Source organism: Streptomyces inhibens (genome assembly GCF_022221585.1).
Classification (GTDB): Bacteria; Actinomycetota; Actinomycetes; order Streptomycetales; family Streptomycetaceae; genus Streptomyces; species Streptomyces inhibens.
This window is the reverse complement of record NZ_CP084681.1, coordinates 4,592,815-4,609,876: the sequence shown is the minus strand read 5'-3', so window position 1 is coordinate 4,609,876 and position 17,062 is coordinate 4,592,815. Positions and strand designations below refer to the sequence as shown.

General features: G+C 69.7%; 19 protein-coding genes. 10 read left to right on the top strand and 9 right to left on the bottom strand.

All coding sequences use genetic code 11. The features are described from left to right. Positions 1-172: 172 nt before the first annotated feature. The 3 genes from KI385_RS21045 to KI385_RS21035 form a co-directional block, all read right to left on the bottom strand. The gene (locus KI385_RS21045; RefSeq protein ID WP_238573749.1) at positions 173-820 is read right to left on the bottom strand and encodes a DUF4291 domain-containing protein; all 648 of its coding nucleotides are present in this window, start codon (positions 818-820) and stop codon (positions 173-175) included. Positions 821-897: 77 nt separating this feature from the next. Next, on the bottom strand, positions 898-1,443 hold the full coding sequence (locus tag KI385_RS21040) for a nucleoside deaminase (RefSeq protein ID WP_342593465.1): 546 nt from the start codon (positions 1,441-1,443) through the stop codon (positions 898-900). Positions 1,444-1,516: 73 nt separating this feature from the next. Then, positions 1,517-1,945, bottom strand: coding sequence for a PLD nuclease N-terminal domain-containing protein (locus KI385_RS21035; RefSeq protein WP_238573748.1), 429 nt, complete (start codon positions 1,943-1,945; stop codon positions 1,517-1,519). An 88-nt stretch (positions 1,946-2,033) separates the two neighbouring features. On the opposite strand from KI385_RS21035, the gene KI385_RS21030 reads away from it, so the two are divergent. Both KI385_RS21030 and mqnP read left to right on the top strand, forming a co-directional pair. Next, a complete protein-coding gene (locus KI385_RS21030; protein WP_238573747.1) occupies positions 2,034-3,494 on the top strand; it encodes a menaquinone biosynthesis decarboxylase in 1,461 nt (486 codons plus the stop codon). Then, positions 3,491-4,393: a menaquinone biosynthesis prenyltransferase MqnP gene (gene mqnP, locus KI385_RS21025; protein WP_238573746.1), complete on the top strand. Its 903-nt coding sequence runs from the start codon at positions 3,491-3,493 to the stop codon at positions 4,391-4,393. Before KI385_RS21030 ends, mqnP begins: the two co-directional genes overlap by 4 nt. Positions 4,394-4,610: 217 nt before the next feature. Here the strand turns inward: mqnP and KI385_RS21020 are convergent, their stop codons facing one another. After that, positions 4,611-5,222, bottom strand: coding sequence for a DUF4870 domain-containing protein (locus KI385_RS21020; protein WP_238573745.1), 612 nt, complete (start codon positions 5,220-5,222; stop codon positions 4,611-4,613). 49 nt (positions 5,223-5,271) lie between these two features. After that, positions 5,272-5,865 (bottom strand): rhomboid family intramembrane serine protease, encoded by a 594-nt coding sequence (locus KI385_RS21015; RefSeq protein ID WP_238573744.1) that lies wholly within the window; start codon positions 5,863-5,865, stop codon positions 5,272-5,274. Between the two features lie 122 nt (positions 5,866-5,987). Between KI385_RS21015 and KI385_RS21010 the strand changes: the two genes are divergently transcribed. Beyond that, entirely contained in the window at positions 5,988-6,719 is a 732-nt protein-coding gene (locus KI385_RS21010) for a UbiX family flavin prenyltransferase (protein ID WP_238573743.1), read from the top strand. Here the strand turns inward: KI385_RS21010 and KI385_RS43945 are convergent. Beyond that, a complete protein-coding gene (locus KI385_RS43945; protein ID WP_280524989.1) occupies positions 6,716-6,847 on the bottom strand; it encodes a hypothetical protein in 132 nt (43 codons plus the stop codon). The genes KI385_RS21010 and KI385_RS43945 overlap by 4 nt on opposite strands. 121 nt (positions 6,848-6,968) lie before the next feature. On the opposite strand from KI385_RS43945, the gene KI385_RS21005 reads away from it, so the two are divergent. From KI385_RS21005 to KI385_RS20985, 5 genes are all read left to right on the top strand, one after another. After that, complete coding sequence (locus KI385_RS21005; protein ID WP_238573742.1) at positions 6,969-7,427, top strand: Lrp/AsnC family transcriptional regulator; 459 nt, start codon at positions 6,969-6,971, stop codon at positions 7,425-7,427. Between the two features lie 203 nt (positions 7,428-7,630). Further along, on the top strand, positions 7,631-8,794 hold the full coding sequence (gene mqnE / locus KI385_RS21000; protein WP_238577774.1) for an aminofutalosine synthase MqnE: 1,164 nt from the start codon (positions 7,631-7,633) through the stop codon (positions 8,792-8,794). 44 nt (positions 8,795-8,838) lie between these two features. Next, the gene (locus KI385_RS20995; protein ID WP_238573741.1) at positions 8,839-9,363 is read left to right on the top strand and encodes a GNAT family N-acetyltransferase; all 525 of its coding nucleotides are present in this window, start codon (positions 8,839-8,841) and stop codon (positions 9,361-9,363) included. A 144-nt stretch (positions 9,364-9,507) separates the two neighbouring features. Further along, positions 9,508-9,798, top strand: a complete 291-nt coding sequence (locus tag KI385_RS20990) for a DUF4229 domain-containing protein (RefSeq protein WP_238573740.1) — start codon at positions 9,508-9,510, stop codon at positions 9,796-9,798. 414 nt (positions 9,799-10,212) lie between these two features. After that, complete coding sequence (locus KI385_RS20985; RefSeq protein WP_238573739.1) at positions 10,213-11,583, top strand: dicarboxylate/amino acid:cation symporter; 1,371 nt, start codon at positions 10,213-10,215, stop codon at positions 11,581-11,583. 95 nt (positions 11,584-11,678) lie between these two features. Here the strand turns inward: KI385_RS20985 and KI385_RS20980 are convergent, their stop codons facing one another. Further along, the gene (locus KI385_RS20980; RefSeq protein WP_238573738.1) at positions 11,679-12,560 is read right to left on the bottom strand and encodes an alpha/beta fold hydrolase; all 882 of its coding nucleotides are present in this window, start codon (positions 12,558-12,560) and stop codon (positions 11,679-11,681) included. Positions 12,561-12,722: 162 nt separating this feature from the next. On the opposite strand from KI385_RS20980, the gene KI385_RS20975 reads away from it, so the two are divergent. Then, on the top strand, positions 12,723-13,427 hold the full coding sequence (locus KI385_RS20975) for a TetR/AcrR family transcriptional regulator (RefSeq protein ID WP_238573737.1): 705 nt from the start codon (positions 12,723-12,725) through the stop codon (positions 13,425-13,427). 1,003 nt (positions 13,428-14,430) lie between these two features. After that, entirely contained in the window at positions 14,431-16,368 is a 1,938-nt protein-coding gene (locus KI385_RS20970; RefSeq protein WP_238573736.1) for an AMP-dependent synthetase/ligase, read from the top strand. Positions 16,369-16,462: 94 nt separating this feature from the next. On the opposite strand, the gene KI385_RS20965 is transcribed toward KI385_RS20970, so the two are convergent. Both KI385_RS20965 and KI385_RS20960 read right to left on the bottom strand, forming a co-directional pair. Then, a complete protein-coding gene (locus KI385_RS20965; RefSeq protein WP_238573735.1) occupies positions 16,463-16,834 on the bottom strand; it encodes an ATP-binding protein in 372 nt (123 codons plus the stop codon). After that, entirely contained in the window at positions 16,831-17,040 is a 210-nt protein-coding gene (locus tag KI385_RS20960; RefSeq protein WP_238573734.1) for a hypothetical protein, read from the bottom strand. The genes KI385_RS20965 and KI385_RS20960 overlap by 4 nt, the downstream gene beginning before the upstream one ends. Positions 17,041-17,062: the final 22 nt, after the last annotated feature.

Sequence of the window (17,062 nt, the reverse complement as noted above, 5' to 3'; positions counted from 1 at the left end):
ACCTGACTGTGGCGGCGGGAGAGTTTCCCGGGCAGGGGGAGGTAGCTGAACGATGCATCAAATGGCCGTGAACGGCCGAGAGTTGGCCGGGGGACGCTACGTCCCGTACGCCACACGAAGCAGTGCCCCGCGGACCGTGCGATGGCCGGAATTACGCGTTTGTGAAGCCGCGTCAGGACACGCGGCCGACGCCCGGAGTTCCCTCGGGTGCCGGGTAGGGACGCTCCTCGGGCAGCAGCGCGGCGGCCGCCGCGAGGTCCCCGGAGCGCACCAGCGCATGAACCTCGTGGGCCAGCGGCGTGACATCCCTGATGGCCACCGTCCACTCGTCGGCGTACCGCCGCGACGCCTCACCCGCCAGGCCCAGCTGCAACGAGCGGTACGGCAGCGACTGCAGCCGCAGATCACGCTCGGGATCCCACTGCACCCGCGCCGGCGAACCCTTCAACTGCCGCTGCCAGGCGGCACGGTCGGGGTGCTCGTCGGGATCGTGGTGCGACAGACAGGCGTGCCGCAACGCCCAGTCGAAGCCGTCCCGGTCGATCTCGACGGCGAGCACCGTCTCCTGGTCGGCCTTGGTGCCCCAGCCGCAGCGGTACATCATCCACAGGAACGACGGCTTGATCCACGTCATCCGCTCCCGCTTCCAGGCAGCGGGAAAACGCCCGTCCCGCGCGGCCGGGACGCCCAGCGCGGGCGCATACGCCTGGTAGACGGTGACGGTCCGTTCGGTGTGCAGGGCGCGGATGCGGCGGTGGGGTTCGGTGGGGCGTACGGGGACGTGCGCGGCCTGTACGGGGACGACGGGGCTGGTGCTCATGGCGGATCATCCTGGCGGACGGCGGGGCGGCAGGCCACCGAATTGCGCGCGGGCGGGGGCCGACACGGGCCGCCGGCTCACTCGCCCCCGATGTCCTCGTTCCACAGCGCCGGCCGCGCCCCGATGAAGTCCCGCATCATCGCCGCGCACTCGGGGTCGTCCAGCAGCACGATCCGTACGCCGTGCCGGGCCAGCCAGTCGTGCCCGCCGTGGAAGGTCCGCGCCTCACCGATCACCACCCGCGAGATGCCGAACTGGCGCACCAGACCGCTGCAGTACCAGCAGGGGGAGAGAGTGGTGACCATCGTCGTACCGCGGTAGCTGCGCTGCCGGCCGGCCGCGCGGAAGGCCGCGGTCTCGGCGTGCAGAGAGGGGTCGTCGTCCTGGACGCGGCGGTTGTGGCCTCGGCCGAGCAGGGTGCCGTCCGGCGCGTAGAGCGCCGCGCCGATCGGGATGCCGCCCTCGGCGAGCCCGGCCCGCGCCTCGGCGACCGCCGTCGCCAGCATGGCGCGGGCCTGCTCCTGCAGATGGTCGGGGTGCCCGGTCGGATCGCTGTGGCCGTCGACGACGCCGTGCAGCCGGAACTCGTCGCGGTCCTGCCCCCAGTCCTGCGTACGGTCCATGAGGTCACCGTACGCCGTGGTGACCGTCGCCGTCGGTTCCGCCGGACTCCCGCCGCCATGGCGGGCGGGATTCCTAGCCCTTGGCCGGCGGCTGGGTCTCGTCCGGGCCGTTCGCGTCGCCCTGCTTGCTCTCCTTGCGCCGCAGCTCCTCCTCGCGGCGGCGCAGATCGGCCTCCCAGTCCTTGAGCAGCGCCTCGTCCTTCTTGTTCTCTTCCTTGAGGGACCTGAGGAACTCGGGGTTGTCGTCCGGCGCGACGAACTTCGCGCTGTGGTTGCGGTGCCACGCGGACGGCGTGCTGCCGCCGCCGGTCGCCGGATGCCGGGTCTTGCCCGCCACCAGCCAGGCGATCGGGCCGATCAGCACCTCACCGAAGAGCAGGATGATGATCACCCAGATCACCTTGGGCAGGCCGCGCACCTGCGATTCGGGGGTGTTGAGGCAGTCGATGAACGCATAGATCCACAGCGCCAGCACCAAGAGGAACGGCAGATACCTGAGCATTGCGGAACGGGCCCCCTGCGTGCGACGGCGGGCCCTCTGCGGGGCCCGGTGACCCGTCCAGGGTAGTGCGTACCCGATACTGGAACGCATGGCTTACGACGATCTTCGCTCGTTCCTGCGCGCGCTCGAGCGGGAAGGCGACCTCAAGCGCATCAAGGCCGAGGTCGACCCGTATCTGGAAGTCGGCGAGATCGTGGACCGGGTGCAGAAGTCCGGTGGCCCGGCGCTGCTCTTCGAGAACGTCAAGGGCTCGGCGATGCCGCTCGCCATGAATGTCTACGGCACCGACCGCCGGCTCCTGAAGGCGCTGGGACTGAAGTCGTACGAGGACATCAGCGGCAAGATCGGCGGCCTGCTCAAGCCGGAGCTGCCGCACGGCTTCGTCGGCGTACGCGAGGCGTTCGGCAAGCTCGCCAATATGACGCATGTCCCGCCGAAGAAGGTGAAGGGCGAGAGCGCGCCGGTCCAGGAGGTCGTGCTCAAGGGCGACGAGGTCGACCTCGACCAGCTCCCGGCCCTGTTCACCTGGCCGAAGGACGGCGGCTCCTTCTTCAACCTGGGCCTGACGCACACCAAGCACCCGGAGACGGGCGTGCGCAACCTGGGCCTGTACCGCCTCCAGCGCCACGACAAGCGCACCATCGGCATGCACTGGCAGATCCACAAGGACAGCCGCAACCACTACCAGGTCGCCGCCAAGCGCGGTGAGAGGCTGCCGGTCGCCATCGCCTTCGGCTGCCCGCCGGCCGTGACGTACGCCTCGACGGCGCCGCTGCCCGGCGACATCGACGAGTACCTCTTCGCGGGCTTCCTCCAGGGCAAGCGGATCGAGATGGTCGACTGCAAGACCGTCCCGCTCCAGGTCCCGGCCAACGCCGAGGTCGTCATCGAGGGCTGGCTGGAGCCCGGCGAGATGCTGCCCGAGGGTCCGTTCGGCGACCACACCGGCTTCTACACGCCGCAGGAGCCGTTCCCGGCGCTGACCATCGACTGTGTGACGATGCGTAAGCGCCCGCTGCTCCAGTCGATCGTCGTCGGTCGCCCGCCGACCGAGGACGGCCCGCTGGGCCGCGCGACGGAGCGGTTCTTCCTCCCCCTGCTCAAGATCATCGTCCCGGACATCGTGGACTACCACCTCCCCGAGTCCGGCGGCTTTCACAACTGCGCGATCGTCTCGATCGACAAGAAGTACCCCAAGCACGCACAGAAGGTCATGCACGCTATCTGGGGCGCGCACATGATGTCGCTGACCAAGCTGATCGTGGTCGTGGACGCGGACTGCGATGTCCACAACCTCCACGAGGTCTCCTGGCGCGCGCTCGGCAATACGGACTACGCCCGCGACCTCACCGTCGTCGAAGGCCCCGTCGACCATCTCGACCACGCCTCCTACCAGCAGTTCTGGGGCGGCAAGGCGGGCATCGACGCGACGAAGAAGTGGCCCGAGGAGGGCTACACCAGAGACGGGGGCTGGCCCGACATGGTCGAGTCCGACCCGCGGACGGCGGAGAAGGTCGACCGCCGCTGGAAGGAGTACGGGCTCTCGTGAGCAGCGCATCCGCAGCAGTCCCGCAGCCGGGCCGCACCAAAGCCTTCCTGCGCCTCGTGATGATCGAGCACTCGGTCTTCGCGCTGCCCTTCGCCTACATCGCGTCCCTGACCGCCATGTACGAGTGGGACCGGCACATCCACTGGGGCCGGCTGCTCCTCGTCACCATCGCCATGGTCGGCCTGCGGACGTTCGCGATGGCCGCGAACCGGATCATCGACCGCGAGATCGATGCCCGTAACCCGCGCACCGCGCACCGGGAACTGGTCACCGGCGCGGTGTCGGTGAAGTCGGCGTGGACGGGCGCGCTGATCGCGCTCGTCATCTTCCTCGGCGCGGCAGCACTGTTGAACCCCCTGTGCCTGGCGCTTGCGCCCCTCGCGGTGGTGCCGATGGTGGTCTATCCGTACGGCAAGCGGTTCACGAACTTCCCGCAGGCGATCCTCGGCCTCGCCCAGGCGATGGGCCCGATCGGCGCGTGGCTCGCGATCACCGGGTCCTGGTCCTGGGAGGCGGTGATCCTCGGCCTCGCGGTCGGCATCTGGATCGGCGGCTTCGACCTGATCTACGCCTGCCAGGATGTGGAGACGGACCGCGAGGTCGGCGTGCTGTCGGTCCCGGCCCGCTTCGGCATCCCGGCGGCGATCTGGGGGGCGCGCGGCTGTCACCTCGTCACGACGGCGCTCTTCGTGTGGTACGCCCTGGCGACCGGCGCGGGTGTGTTCTTCTGGCTGGGTCTGGTGATCGTGGCGGCGGCCTTCCTGTACGAGCACACGATCGTGAAGCCGCATGACCTGACCCGGCTGAACCGGGCCTTCTTCCAGGTCAACGGGTTCATCGGGATCGCGCTCTTCGTCTGCGCGCTGCTGGATCTGCTGGTGCGCGGGCTGTCGGTCTGACGGCTCCGCGGGCTGTCGGTCCGTCGGCCCTGTGGGCTGTCGGTCCGTCGGCCCTGTGGGCTGTCCGTCCGTCGGCCCCGTCGGCTGTCGGTCCGTCGGCCCCGTGGGCTCTCGGTCTGACAGTCACGCGCCGATAGCCCCGCGGGCCTTGCGCGCTGCCTCCTCCTACTCCGGCAACGATTACGGAGAGTAATCGGTTCCTTTCGTTCCGTACCGCTCAGCCCTTACTGAGCGGCCACGCGATCAGCCGGGGGTAGGTCCACAGCTCGCCGCGGGTCGCCTTCACCGTGCCGATCACCGAGCAGACCACGCCCGCTATGCCGTACGCGGCCATGATGCCGATCACGGTCAGCAGCGGGACCGCCAGGCCGGCGCCGTTGCGCTGTGTCTCCGTGGCGGCCGCCGCGAAGATGACGGCGCTGGCGAAGTACAGCACCACGCCGAGGGCGGCCATGATGGCCTGGGTGATGCCGAAGTTCAGCGCCTGGGTGGCGTGGTGGCGGACGTAGGGGTCGTGCTTGTGGCGCTCGTTGTTGCGGATGGACATCGGGAAGATCCAGCCGAGGAAGGCGCCCAGGCCGCAGCACATCATCGTGCCGGCGGTGACGGTCAGCAGCGCGCCGAGGTGGGACCACATCGCGGGGCTCGTCGAGGGCGAGGGCGAGGGTGAGGGCGCGGGCGGCGGCGGGCCGTACGCGTAGCCGTAGCCATAGGCGTTGCCGTGGTCGACGGGTGGAGTGGCCTGCTGCCACCCTTGCTGCGGTGGCCCGTACGGCTGTTGCGGTCCGCCGGAATACGGCCCGTATCCGGGCTGGTGGTAATCGGACATGGTCTGCTCACCCCGTGTGTACTGCGTGGCGCTCCCGTTGCGTTCGAGGCTACGGGACCGGTCTGACAGTGGCCCCGGCCGTACCGCCCTCAATGCGCTCGCGGAGGACAAAGGCCGCCAGCACTCCGCCGACCAGCCCGAACAGATGCCCCTGCCAGCTGATCCCGCTGTCCGTCGGGAGCGCGCCCCACAGGATCGAGCCGTACACCGCACCGACCGTCAGGCCGATGCCGATGTCGAGGAGTTTGCGCTCGATGAAGCCGCGCACCAGCAGATAGCCGAAGAGGCCGAAGACGACGCCGGAGGCGCCCGCGGTGTTGCTGGCCGGTGCCGCGGTCAGCCATACGCCCAGGCCGCTGGCGAGGATGATCAGCAGGACGACGGCGAGGAAGCGGCGTACCCCGCTGCGCAGCGCGGCGACAAAGCCGAGCAGCAGCAACGGCAGGGTGTTGGCCGCCAGATGGCCGAAGCCGAAGTGCATGAAGGCGGCGGGCACCACATCGACCAGCTCGCCGGGCTCGCGCGGCTGTATCCCGAAGGTGTCCAAAGCGCCCCCGGTGGCGAAGTCGACGCCCTCCAGCAGCCAGAGCAGCGCGACCCAGCCCAGCATCAGGCAGATCGCGGGCTTCGCGCGTGAGCTCATCTCCGGCCGTCCCTTCTCGTCGTCCCGCTCCCGGTGGCGTGGCCCTCGGCGGGCTCCGCGAGGGGCGCACAGGTAAGAACGGCCATGACGGGGTCCGTGGTTCCGCCGGATAGGCTCGATGCGTGGAGCCGCCGCACAACAACACCAGTCAGCAGGACCCCGGCCGACGCCGTCCGTGGGTCGTGGGGATCTCCGGCGCGTCCGGGACGCCGTATGCGGCCTCCGTGGTGCGCGGGCTGCTCGCCGCCGGGGAGGCGGTGGATCTGATCGTCAGCCGGGCGTCGCGGCTGACGCTGCTGGACGAGACCGGCATCGCCTTCCGGGACGCTCATTGGCGCGCCGACCTGCGGGAATGGCTGGGGCGCGGGGCGGACGGCAAACCGGCGACCTTTCCGGTGACGGAGGCCGATCTGGCGGCGGTGCGGTATTGGCCGGCCGGGGATCTGGCGGCCGGGCCCTCGTCGGGTTCGTACCCGGTGAAGGGGATGCTGATCGTCCCGGCGAGCACGGCGTGTGTGGCCGGGGTGGCGCTCGGGCTCTCGAAGGATCTGCTGCAGCGGGTGGCGAGCGTGACGCTCAAGGAGCGGCGGCGGCTGGTGGTCGCGGTGCGCGAGACGCCGCTCAACGGTCCGACGCTGAAGCATCTGGTGGCGCTGGACGAGGCGGGCGCCGTGGTGCTGCCCGCCTCACCGGCGTTCTATGCGGGGGCGACGCACATCCAGGATCTGGTGGACTTCGTCGCCGGCCGGGTGCTCGATGCGGCAGAGGTGCCGCACGGGCTGTACCGGCGCTGGGAGGGGGAGCTGCGGGGTGGCTCCAAGGAAAAGGAAGAGGAGGCCCCGGACGCTCCCTAGCGCTTCTTCGCTGCGGCGCGGCCGAAGCGGCGCCGGGCCCGCGGTTCCGTGGGCTTGTGGGCACGTGAACGATTGGCCTGGTCCTGCAGCTCGCGCATGCGGGCGTAGGCCATCTCGATCGAGTACACGGTGACAACTCCTGTGGGATCGTCTTTGATCGCTTGAAAGATTCACAGGACTGAAGCCCTGTATGCCTTAGATTCTACATGCAGAACCCGAAAATGCGTAAAGATTGGAAGGCTTGAGGGCATGGACGCGGTGGATAGGCAGCTCATCCAGGCACTTCGCGAGAACGGCCGGGCCTCGTACGCGGAGCTCGGCCGGCTCGTCGGCCTCTCCGGGCCCAGCGTCACGGACCGGATCAACCGCCTCGAAGCGGCCGGCGTGATCACCGGGTACCGCGCGACGGTCGACGCCGCCTCGCTCGGCCTCGGCGTCACCGCACTGGTCGGCATCTCGCTGTCGGACGCCGCCGACCACGAGGACGTCGCACGCCGGCTGCGCGACCTCGCCGAGATCGAGGACTGCTGGTTCATCGCCGGCGAGGACTCGTACATGCTCAAGGTGCGGGTGGGCGATGTGGACGGCCTGGAGCGCACCATCCGGCGGCTGTCCGGCACCAAGGGCGTCTCCCGTACGCGCACCACGATCGTGCTCTCCACCAAGTGGGAGAACCGCGTCGGCGAGCTGCCCGAAGAGGCCGAATAGACCGCCGGACGCCGGCCGGTCACACGGAAGCGGACGGGCGGACGGGACGGCACCAGGGGGCTCCGTCCGCCCCGATAACGGGGGAGTAGGCTCGGCAAAGCTCGTTTTACGCATCGAAACGGCTAGGGAAACGTCTAGAGATACGTCTAGAGAAACGCCTGGCGACACGGCAGAGACTGGGAGGCGACCGGATGGCTGCGTCGATGGATGTGGGCCTCAAGCGCGAGCTGGAGGCGAAGGTCCACGCCGGGGAGCGGCTGACCCGCGAGGACGGTATCGCCCTCTACGAGTCCGACGACCTGGCATGGCTGGGCGGTCTCGCCCATGAGGTGCGTACGCGCAAGAACGGCGACGTCGTCCACTTCAACGTCAACCGTCACCTCAACATGACGAATGTCTGCACCGCGTCGTGCGCCTACTGCTCCTTCCAGCGCAAGCCGGGCGAGAAGGACGCGTACACGATGCGCATCGAGGAGGCCGTCCGCCTCGCCAAGGCGATGGAGAACGAGAACCTCACCGAGCTGCACATCGTCAACGGCCTGCACCCGACCCTGCCGTGGCGCTACTACCCGCGGTCGCTGCGCGAACTGAAGCAGGCCCTGCCGAACGTCTCCCTGAAGGCCTTCACCGCCACCGAGATCCACCACTTCGAGACCATCTCGGGCCTGTCCGCCTCCGAGATCCTCGACGAGCTGATCGACGCCGGCCTGGAGTCGCTGACCGGCGGCGGCGCCGAGATCTTCGACTGGGAGATCCGGCAGCACATCGTCGACCACGCCACCCACTGGGAGGACTGGTCGCGCATCCACCGCCTCGCCCACGAAAAGGGCCTCAAGACCCCCTCGACGATGCTCTACGGGCACATCGAGGAGCCCCGCCACCGCGTCGACCACGTTCTGCGGCTGCGTGAACTCCAGGACGAGACCGGCGGCTTCCAGGTCTTCATCCCGCTGCGCTACCAGCACGACTTCGTCGACATGAAGGACGGCAAGGTCCGCAACCGGCTCCAGGCGCGCACCACCATGGCGACCGGCGCCGAGGCCCTGAAGGTCTTCGCGGTCTCCCGCCTCCTCTTCGACAACGTCCCGCACGTCAAGTGCTTCTGGGTGATGCACGGTCTGCAGACCACCCAGCTCGCCCTGCAGCACGGCGCGGACGACATGGACGGCTCGGTCGTCGAGTACAAGATCACGCACGACGCGGACAACTACGGCACGCCCAACAAGCTGACCCGTGACGACCTGCTGGAGCTGATCCGCGACGCCGGCTTCCGCCCCGTCGAGCGCAACACCCGCTACGAGGCCATCCGCGAGTACCCGGGCCCGGACCCGGAGCGCCGCGAGTCCCCCCAGCCGATGCGCCTCTGACCTGATCAGCGGCGCTGTCAGTGGCGAGAGTTAGGGTCCGGGTCATGAACGTGCGTTTCGACCTGGACCCTTCCGTCACTCCCGAACTCCGCGATGACATCTGCGCGTTGTGGGCCGATGTCTCCAACGCCGGCGGCGCGGTCGGCTTCGTCCCGCCGGTGACGCGGGAGGACGTACGCCCCGAGCTGCTCAAGCATCTGACGGCCATGGCCGAGGGCCGCGAGCGACTGCTGGTCGGCCGCGACGAGGACGGCCGGATCCTGGCGACGGCGTTCCTCACCTTCAACGGCCACCGCCTGATGAACCACTGGCTGTGGGTCTACGCCGTCATGGTCCACCCCTCCCTCCAGGGCCAGGGCGCCGGCCGCCGGCTGATGACCGCGGTCGCCGACGCCGCCCGCGGCTTCGACGGCATCACCGGCATCCGGCTCACCTGCCGGGGCGGCACCGGCATCAGCCGCTTCTACGAGGCCTGCGGTTACAAAGAGGTCGGCCGGGTCCCCGGCGCGATCAAGGTCGCCGACGACGATTTCCGCGACGACATCACCATGTGGCTGGAGCTGGGCTGACCGGCCGGGCCGCTGAGCTGCGCCGATGTGCTGCGCCGGGGTGCCGGGCCCGGGCCCGGGCCGGGGGTCGGGAAGATCGGCCCAAACGCTGTGCTTGACTGGACGGCGACCCTTTCGGTTGCCGTTGAGAAGAAGGTCCCGTCCGTGAGTAGCCCAAAGTTCGCCACGATCCGCTACACCGCCCTTCGCATCGGCCTTTTCGTCGCCTGCTTCGCCGTGGTGTGGGTGCTGGCCTACTTCCGGATCATTCCGCTCGCCGTCGGCGCGGCCAACACCGTCTGGATGCTGCTGCTCGCCATCGTGATCTCCGCGCCGCTCAGCTTTGTGCTGCTGCGCAAGCAGCGGGACGCGATGTCCGAGCAGATCGTTGCGAAGGTCGACCGCCAGCGCGAGCGCCTCGCCGCCAACGCCGGCCAGGAGGACGGGCTGCTCTAAAGGCCCAGACCTTTATGTAAGACGCCTCACAACTGCCTCGCAGCCGCCGCACCTCACGACAGGCGCCCGTTCCGTGGACTTTGCTCCACGGCCGGGCGCCTGTCGTGTTGTTGACGGGTCGTTCCGCCGTGGTTCCGCTCGTCCACCCCCGGAGATCCCAAAGATTTTCTTTGGGTTCCTCAAAGTTCAAGTGTTAACGTACTTGTCATGAAGACCGCAGCCGCGCCCCCGTTCCCCATGAGCGTTCCGCTCGTGGCGCGCCTGCACGTCGATCTTTGCCGCTGTATGTCCGCGGCCTGTTGCCGCCGCTGACCGACCTCGTCCAGCGGCCGGAGATCCTGTCTGAAGCACGGACCTCCTGGCGCTCACCTACGCCGTTTTCCCGACGTCTTACCTGTTCCCGGAGTGTGTCCGTTGTCCACGTCTGCCGAGACCGCCGCGTCTTCACAGGCCCCCCAGACCCCCAAGTCCTCCCGCATACCCAAGGTCCCGTTCTGGGTTCAGATCCTGGCCGGCCTCGCCCTGGGCGTGCTGCTCGGCTGGATCGCCAAGAGCGGTGACCTCGGCTGGCTCACCTCCACGCTGGAGCACATCGGCGACCTCTTCGTCCAGCTGCTGAAGCTGGCCGTGGCCCCGCTGGTCTTCTTCGCCATCCTGGTGTCGATCACCAACCTGCGGCAGGTCAACAACGCCGCCCGGCTCGCCACCCGCACCCTGCTGTGGTTCATGGCCACCTCGCTGATCGCCGTCGCGATCGGCCTGGCGATCGGCCTGCTCACCCACCCCGGCGCGGGCACCGGCCTGACCCCCAAGGACGGCAAGCTCCCCGACTACGCGGGCTCCTGGATCGACTTCCTGACCGGCATCGTCCCCACCGACATCATCACGCCGTTCACCGAGCTCAACGTCCTGCAGATCGTCTTTATGGCGGCCGTCGCCGGTATCGCCGCCCTCCAGCTCGGCGAGAAGGCCGAGCCGGTCCTCAAGATCAGCCGCTCGGTCCTCGAACTGCTGCAGAAGGCCCTGTGGTGGGTCATCCGCCTCGCCCCGATCGGCACCGTCGGCCTCATCGGCAACGCCATCGCGACGTACGGCTGGAACCTGATCGGCAAGTACGCGACCTTCACCGTCGACATCTACGTCGGCTGCGCGATCGTCCTCTTCGGCGTCTACCCGCTGCTGCTGTCGACCGTCGCCAAGGTCAACCCGCTGCAGTTCTTCCGCGGCGCCTGGCCCGCCATCCAGCTGGCCTTCGTCTCCCGCTCCTCGGTCGGCACCATGCCGGTCACCCAGAAGGTCACCGAGCGCCTCGGCGTGCCGCGCGAGTACGCCTCCTTCGCGGTGCCGTTCGGCTCGACGACCAAGATGGACGGCTGCGCCTCGATCTACCCGGCGATCGCCGCGATCTTCATCGCCCAGATCTTCGACGTCCAGCTCAGCATCGGCGACTACATCCTGATCGCCTTCGTGTCCGTCATCGGCTCCGCCGCCACCGCCGGTCTGACCGGCGCGACGGTCATGCTGACGCTGACCCTCTCCACGCTGGGTCTCCCCCTGGAGGGCGTCGGCCTGCTGATGGCCATCGACCCGATCCTGGACATGATGCGTACGGCTACCAACGTCGCCGGCCAGTCGGTCATCCCGATCCTGGTCTCCGCCAAGGAGAAGATCCTGGACCGCGACGCCTACGCGAGCGCGACCAGCATCCGCATCGGCGACACCGAGGCCGGCACGCCGGCCGCGCCGGAGGCCACCCCGGTTCCCGCCGCGGCCACCGCGAGCTGACCCGAAGCGACCGCACGACGGCGCCCCCGCAGCCTTGGAGTACTGGCTGCGGGGGCGCCGTCGTATGTGCGCCCGGGCGTGCGGCGGCCGTCCCCTCAGCCCGTCGTCGTCGCCCCCGTATGGGCCAGGATCGCCGTGGCGAGCGGCCCCTGTACGGCGGGCGGCAGCGCATGCCCCATGTCCGGGATCTCGACGACATACGCGCCGTTGACGCACTGCGCGAGGTGCTCGGGGTGCGGCGGCGGGAAGACCGGCTCGGCGGGCGCGGAGACCACGAGGGTGGGCACCTCGTTCTTGGCGAGCTCGTCGGTGCGCAGCATGCCGCTGTCGTCGGCGCGACCGTGCGCGGTGCCGGTGCGGTGGTGGCCGGTGTGCGCGATGACCCGCTGTTCGAGGGCGTGGAAGTGGTCGGCGTCGAAGGGGAGTTGGTCACCGGCGAGTACGCGCCAGTGTTCGATCCGGCGCTGCACCTCGGCCGCCTGGCCATGATCCTCGACCGGGCGGGCCCACAGCTCCAGGACCTCGGGTGAGATGCCCGGGAGCGCTTCGACCGGGACCGTGCTGCCGTCGGGGCCGGTGTAGGGGGTGGTACTGAGGGCGCTGGTGCCGATGAGAGTGGCGCTGAGCAGTCGGTCGGGGTGGTCGGCGAGCACCATCTGGGCCAGCATGCCGCCCAATGACATGCCGACGATATGCGCCCGCCCGATGCCCAGCCCGTCCAGGACCGCGATCACGTCATCGGCGAGATCCGCGATCCGGTACGGCCGCTCGTCGAACGGCCAGGTGGAGCGACCGGTGTCGCGGTGGTCGTAGCGGATGACCCGGTGGTGCGCGGCCAGCGCGTCGACCAGCGGCTCCGGCCAGCCGACGCCGGTCGCCTGGGCGCCCATGATCAGCAGCAACGGGGGTGCGTCGGCGGCGCCGCGCTGCTCGGTCCACAGGCGGATGCCGGGGCCGGCGTCGATGAACTGCTCCATGGGGTGACCTCCGGAGGGGGTGCGGACACGGGCTGCCGGTCCGTAAACGTAACGAGACGTATCGTCTCGCCATGGCGGGGATCGTGTCAAGAAAAGAGGGGCAGAAGGCGAAGATCGTAAACTTACTCGGCAGTAAAGGGGCGGGATGGAGGGACATTCAGGGTGGGAGCTGTGAAGAGCAAGCGGGTGCCGCGCGCCGTCCGGGAGCAGCAGATGCTGGACGCCGCGGTGCTGACGTTCGCGCGGCGTGGCTATCGGGCGGCCTCGATGGACGAGATCGCCGAGGTGGCCGGGGTCTCCAAGCCGCTGGTCTACCTCTACCTGAATTCGAAGGAGGACCTGTTCAGCGCGGTGATCCGGCGGGAGTCGGCGGCGCTGGTGGCGGCATTGACGGCGGCGGTCGAACCCGGGGCGGCGGCCGACCGGCAACTGTGGAGCGGGCTGAAGGGCTTCTTCTCGCACACGGCGGAGCATCCGGACGGCTGGGCGGTGCTGCATCAGCAGGCGCGGACGCACGGGGAGCCGTTCGCGCGCGAAGTCGCCGCGATGCGGGCGGAGATCGTGGAGTTCGTCACGGATCTGATCGGTGCGGCCGCCAAGGAGGCGGGCTGTGCCGGTGAGTTGGCCGAACGGGAGGTGGCGGGGGTCGCGCACGCCCTGATCGGCGCGGCCGAGTCACTCGCCGAATGGGCCAACGCCCGTACGGACGAAGGCGCTTCGGGGGAGTGGGAGCACCCTTCGGCCAAGGACACGGCGGCCACGATGATGAACTTCGCCTGGGCGGGCCTCGGGCGGTTGATGGGCGGGGCGCGATGGACGCCGGGCGGACTCGTCGATCGGGTGGGGCCACCCGGCGCCGTCGGGTGATGCGGCGCTAGCTGCGGCCGTCGCTCCGCTCACCGGTTGCGGGCACACCGTCACCGGCCGGGGCGGCGGCCGTCTCCAGGTTGCCGTGGGGTGGAGCCGGGGCCTGGGCGTGGGCGGGCGCGGGCTCTTGTCGATCCCCGTCAGCACCCCCTTCCCCAGGGTCGGCATCAGCTTCCACAGCAGCGGCTGCGTAACGAGTCTTCGACGTCGGCGCGGCGTGGACGGGGCGGCACCGGCCCGTCCAGGGAGGGGTGTTCGGGGCTCCAGCGGTGCAGTGGGATGGCTTGGCCAACTCCTGATCCTCGCGTAGTTTTACTTCGAAGTAAGGTTACTGCCGGGTCAGGATCTGGGGCGAGGATGCCAACTGGCTGCGTGACAGGGCAAGTTGAGGCCGCTGGGGTCGGTGCTGGCCGAGGTCTGGGGGTGGTTGTGTGCCACTGGGCTTGTTGGGGGCTGGCGCTTCGCGGGGTCCGCTGGGTGCCGCTGGGGCCGAAGGGGCCGCACCGGAACCCTCCCCCAGCCTTCGGCCGGGAGGTGCCCCCACGGCGCGGGCGTCTCGGGTCCCAGATATCGGCACCCCGGCGTTTGCTCCTGGTCCTGCGGGCGGGTCCCGGTACGTCCCCTCCGGCCTACGTGTCGTCCCGTCTGCAGCCCGGCGGCACTGCCCGTCACAGACCACAGACCACAGACCACAAGCCCCTGCGCCGACGCGTACGCCGAGACCCGAGCCGTGTCAGTTCGTGACGGCCATCGGTACGGCGGGACGGTCGCCAACGCGCGGAGGCCGGAGGGGATGCCCGGTGACCCGCCCGCAGGACCTGGAGCAAACGCCGGGGTAATCAATCCCATGGACCCGAGACGCCCGCGCCGTGGGGGCACCTCCCGGCCGAAGGCTGGGGGAGGGTTACCGGGTGTCCCCTCCGGCCCCCCACCCACCACGCGAACGCGAACCCGGCCGCACCCCGCACCCCCCGCACTCCACAGGAGAAACGAGGAGCCGCTCGTGTCCAACCAGGAAAGTGCACCCACCGCCTCACCCGAAGCCCCAACCCCCGCTCCCGCCCCCACCCTCACACAGCCACAAAAAACCCTGCTCAACGGCGTGGTCCGCGAGGTCTCCGTCCCCCCACTGGCCCCGCCCATCCGTAGCGGCTCCCTCGGCGACCTCCCCTTCGTCAACGCCGCCGAGGCTCCCCACGAGATCGTCCTGGCCCGCAAACAACCCAGCGGCATCTGGCGCGACATCACCACCGCAGAGTTCGCCGCCGAGGTACGCGCAGTGGCCAAGGGCCTGATCGCGTACGGCCTCCGCCCGGGCGACCGGCTCGCGATCATGGCTCGTACGACCTACGAGTGGACGCTGATCGACTTCGCCTCCTGGGCCGCCGGCCTGGTCACCGTCCCCCTCTACCCCACGTCCTCCGCCCACCAGGCGCAGTGGATCCTGCACGACTCCGGCGCCCGCGCCTGCGTCGTCGAGAACGTCGACGAGACCCGTCTGATCAGCGGCCTCCGCACCGAACTCCCCGCCCTCGACCACCTCTGGCAGTTCAACACCGGCGCCGTCTCACAACTCGTCTCCGCGGGCCGCGACCTCCCGGACGAGGCGGTCGACGAGCGCCGCGCCGCCACCGGCCCGTACGCCCTCGCCACCCTCATCTACACCTCCGGCACCACCGGCCGCCCCAAGGGCTGCGCCCTCACCCACGCCAACTTCTTCGCCGAGGTCGACAACGCCATCGAGCTCCTCCACCCGGTCTTCAAGTCGGTGAGCGAGGAGCCCGCCTCCACCCTCCTCTTCCTCCCCCTCTCGCACGTCTTCGGCCGCATGGTCGCCATCGGCTGCCTCCGCGCCCGGGTCCGCCTCGGCCACGCCCCCAGCATCCAGACCGACGACCTGCTCGCCGACCTGGCAAGCTTCCGGCCGACGTTCCTGCTGGCCATCCCGTACGTCCTCGAAAAGGTCTACAACACCGGCCGAGCCACGGCCGAGAAGATGGGCCGCGCCTCCTCCTTCGACCGTGCGGCACGCATCGCCCGCTCCTACGGCGAGGCCATCGAGGCCAAGGAGCACGGCAAGGGCTCCGGCCCCGGCGTCGCCCTCAAGGCCGCCCGCAAGCTCTACGACCCCCTCGTCTACCGCCGTATACGGGCGGCCCTCGGCGGCAAGGTCCGCCATGCCATCTGCGGCGGCTCCCCTCTGGGCCACCGCCTCGCCGCCTTCTACTCGGGCGCCGGCATCGAGATCTTCGAGGGGTACGGCCTGACGGAGACGACAGCCGCCGCCACCGTCACCCCACCCCTGCGCCCCCGTATCGGCACGGTCGGCTGGCCCCTTCCCGGCACCGCCGTCCGCATCGCCGACGACGGCGAGATCCTGCTCCACGGCGGCCATGTCTTCTCCGGCTACTGGGACGCGAGCCTCGGCGCGGCCCGCCCCGTCACCGACCGGCAGGGCTGGCTGCCCACCGGCGACCTCGGCTCCCTCGACGCCGACGGCTACCTCACCCTCACCGGCCGTAAGAAGGAGATCATCGTGACGACGGGCGGCAAGAACGTCGCCCCCGCGCCCTTGGAGGACCGCCTCCGCGCGCACCCCCTCGTAGGCCAGTGCATGGTCATCGGTGACAACCGCCCCTACATCACCGCCTTGATCACCCTGGAGCCGGACGGCCTCTCCCACTGGCGCCAGATGCACAAGAAGCAGGACGTACCGCTGGAGGTACTCGTACGCGACGAGCGGCTGCTGGCCGATCTCCAGCGCGCCGTCGACGACGCCAACGATCTGGTCTCCCGGGCCGAATCCATTCGCCGTTTCGCGGTGCTTCCGGCGGACTTCAGTGAGGAAACCGGGCATCTCACCCCATCCCTGAAGCTGCGCCGGGCCGCTGTGGCCCGAGATTTCGCCAAAGACATAGCCTCGCTTTACGAAAGGAAGTGACTCCGCTCTGGAGTCGGGGCCCTCACCGCGTCAAACTGGAACCCCGTGTCACCTCTGTGGGGGAGGTGGCACGGGGTTTGTCGTATCTCCGGCACTACGCCTCCGCCAGCTCGCACCACACGGTCTTGCCGTCGCCGCCCCGCAGCACACCCCACCGCACGGAGACGGCGTCCAGCAGCGCCAGGCCCCGCCCCGACTCGTCCTCACCGGTCGCCTCCAGCGGTACCGGCAGCGCACGGGGGTCCGGATCACTGACTTCCACGCGAGTACGGCCACCGTCGGCGCCCCTGATGTGGACGGTCACGGGCGTGCCCTCCCCGAGGTGCCGGATCACATTCCCCAGTATTTCGGTGACACAGAGCTGCACCTCGGCGCACGGCCCGCCGAGATGCTCGCGCACGGCGTGCCGCACCACGGGGACTTCCTTGGGGACGGCCAGCAGTTCAAGCGTGAGCGGGCGCTTCATTGCACGGCGGCCTTGCGCAGCGCCTCGGCCAGCCGGCGAGCGGTGGCGGTGTTGCAGTTGCCGAGGGCGACGAGGGGGATCGCGTAACTGCCGGCGAGGCCCGGCAGATCGACACCGAGGGATGGCAACGTGATGCCGTGGGCCTTGAGCGCGGTACGGAGCAACTCGGTGCAGTCGTGTACGTCGTCGTGGATGTGGCTGGGCATAAGTCGTACGCCTCCCTGTGCG

What these genes read in the sequence shown, in the direction of transcription:
- KI385_RS21040 (WP_342593465.1), bottom strand. Translation starts at nt 1,443, where the DNA reads ATGGACCGTACGCAGGACTGGGGGCAGGACCGCGACGAGTTCCGGCTG.
- KI385_RS20965 (WP_238573735.1), bottom strand. Translation starts at nt 16,834, where the DNA reads ATGAAGCGCCCGCTCACGCTTGAACTGCTGGCCGTCCCCAAGGAAGTC.
- KI385_RS20980 (WP_238573738.1), bottom strand. Translation starts at nt 12,560, where the DNA reads ATGGAGCAGTTCATCGACGCCGGCCCCGGCATCCGCCTGTGGACCGAG.
- KI385_RS21030 (WP_238573747.1), top strand. Translation starts at nt 2,034, where the DNA reads ATGGCTTACGACGATCTTCGCTCGTTCCTGCGCGCGCTCGAGCGGGAA.
- KI385_RS20960 (WP_238573734.1), bottom strand. Translation starts at nt 17,040, where the DNA reads ATGCCCAGCCACATCCACGACGACGTACACGACTGCACCGAGTTGCTC.
- KI385_RS21035 (WP_238573748.1), bottom strand. Translation starts at nt 1,945, where the DNA reads ATGCTCAGGTATCTGCCGTTCCTCTTGGTGCTGGCGCTGTGGATCTAT.
- KI385_RS21005 (WP_238573742.1), top strand. Translation starts at nt 6,969, where the DNA reads ATGGACGCGGTGGATAGGCAGCTCATCCAGGCACTTCGCGAGAACGGC.
- KI385_RS20995 (WP_238573741.1), top strand. Translation starts at nt 8,839, where the DNA reads ATGAACGTGCGTTTCGACCTGGACCCTTCCGTCACTCCCGAACTCCGC.
- KI385_RS21045 (WP_238573749.1), bottom strand. Translation starts at nt 820, where the DNA reads ATGAGCACCAGCCCCGTCGTCCCCGTACAGGCCGCGCACGTCCCCGTA.
- KI385_RS21020 (WP_238573745.1), bottom strand. Translation starts at nt 5,222, where the DNA reads ATGTCCGATTACCACCAGCCCGGATACGGGCCGTATTCCGGCGGACCG.
- KI385_RS21015 (WP_238573744.1), bottom strand. Translation starts at nt 5,865, where the DNA reads ATGAGCTCACGCGCGAAGCCCGCGATCTGCCTGATGCTGGGCTGGGTC.
- mqnE (WP_238577774.1), top strand. Translation starts at nt 7,631, where the DNA reads ATGGATGTGGGCCTCAAGCGCGAGCTGGAGGCGAAGGTCCACGCCGGG.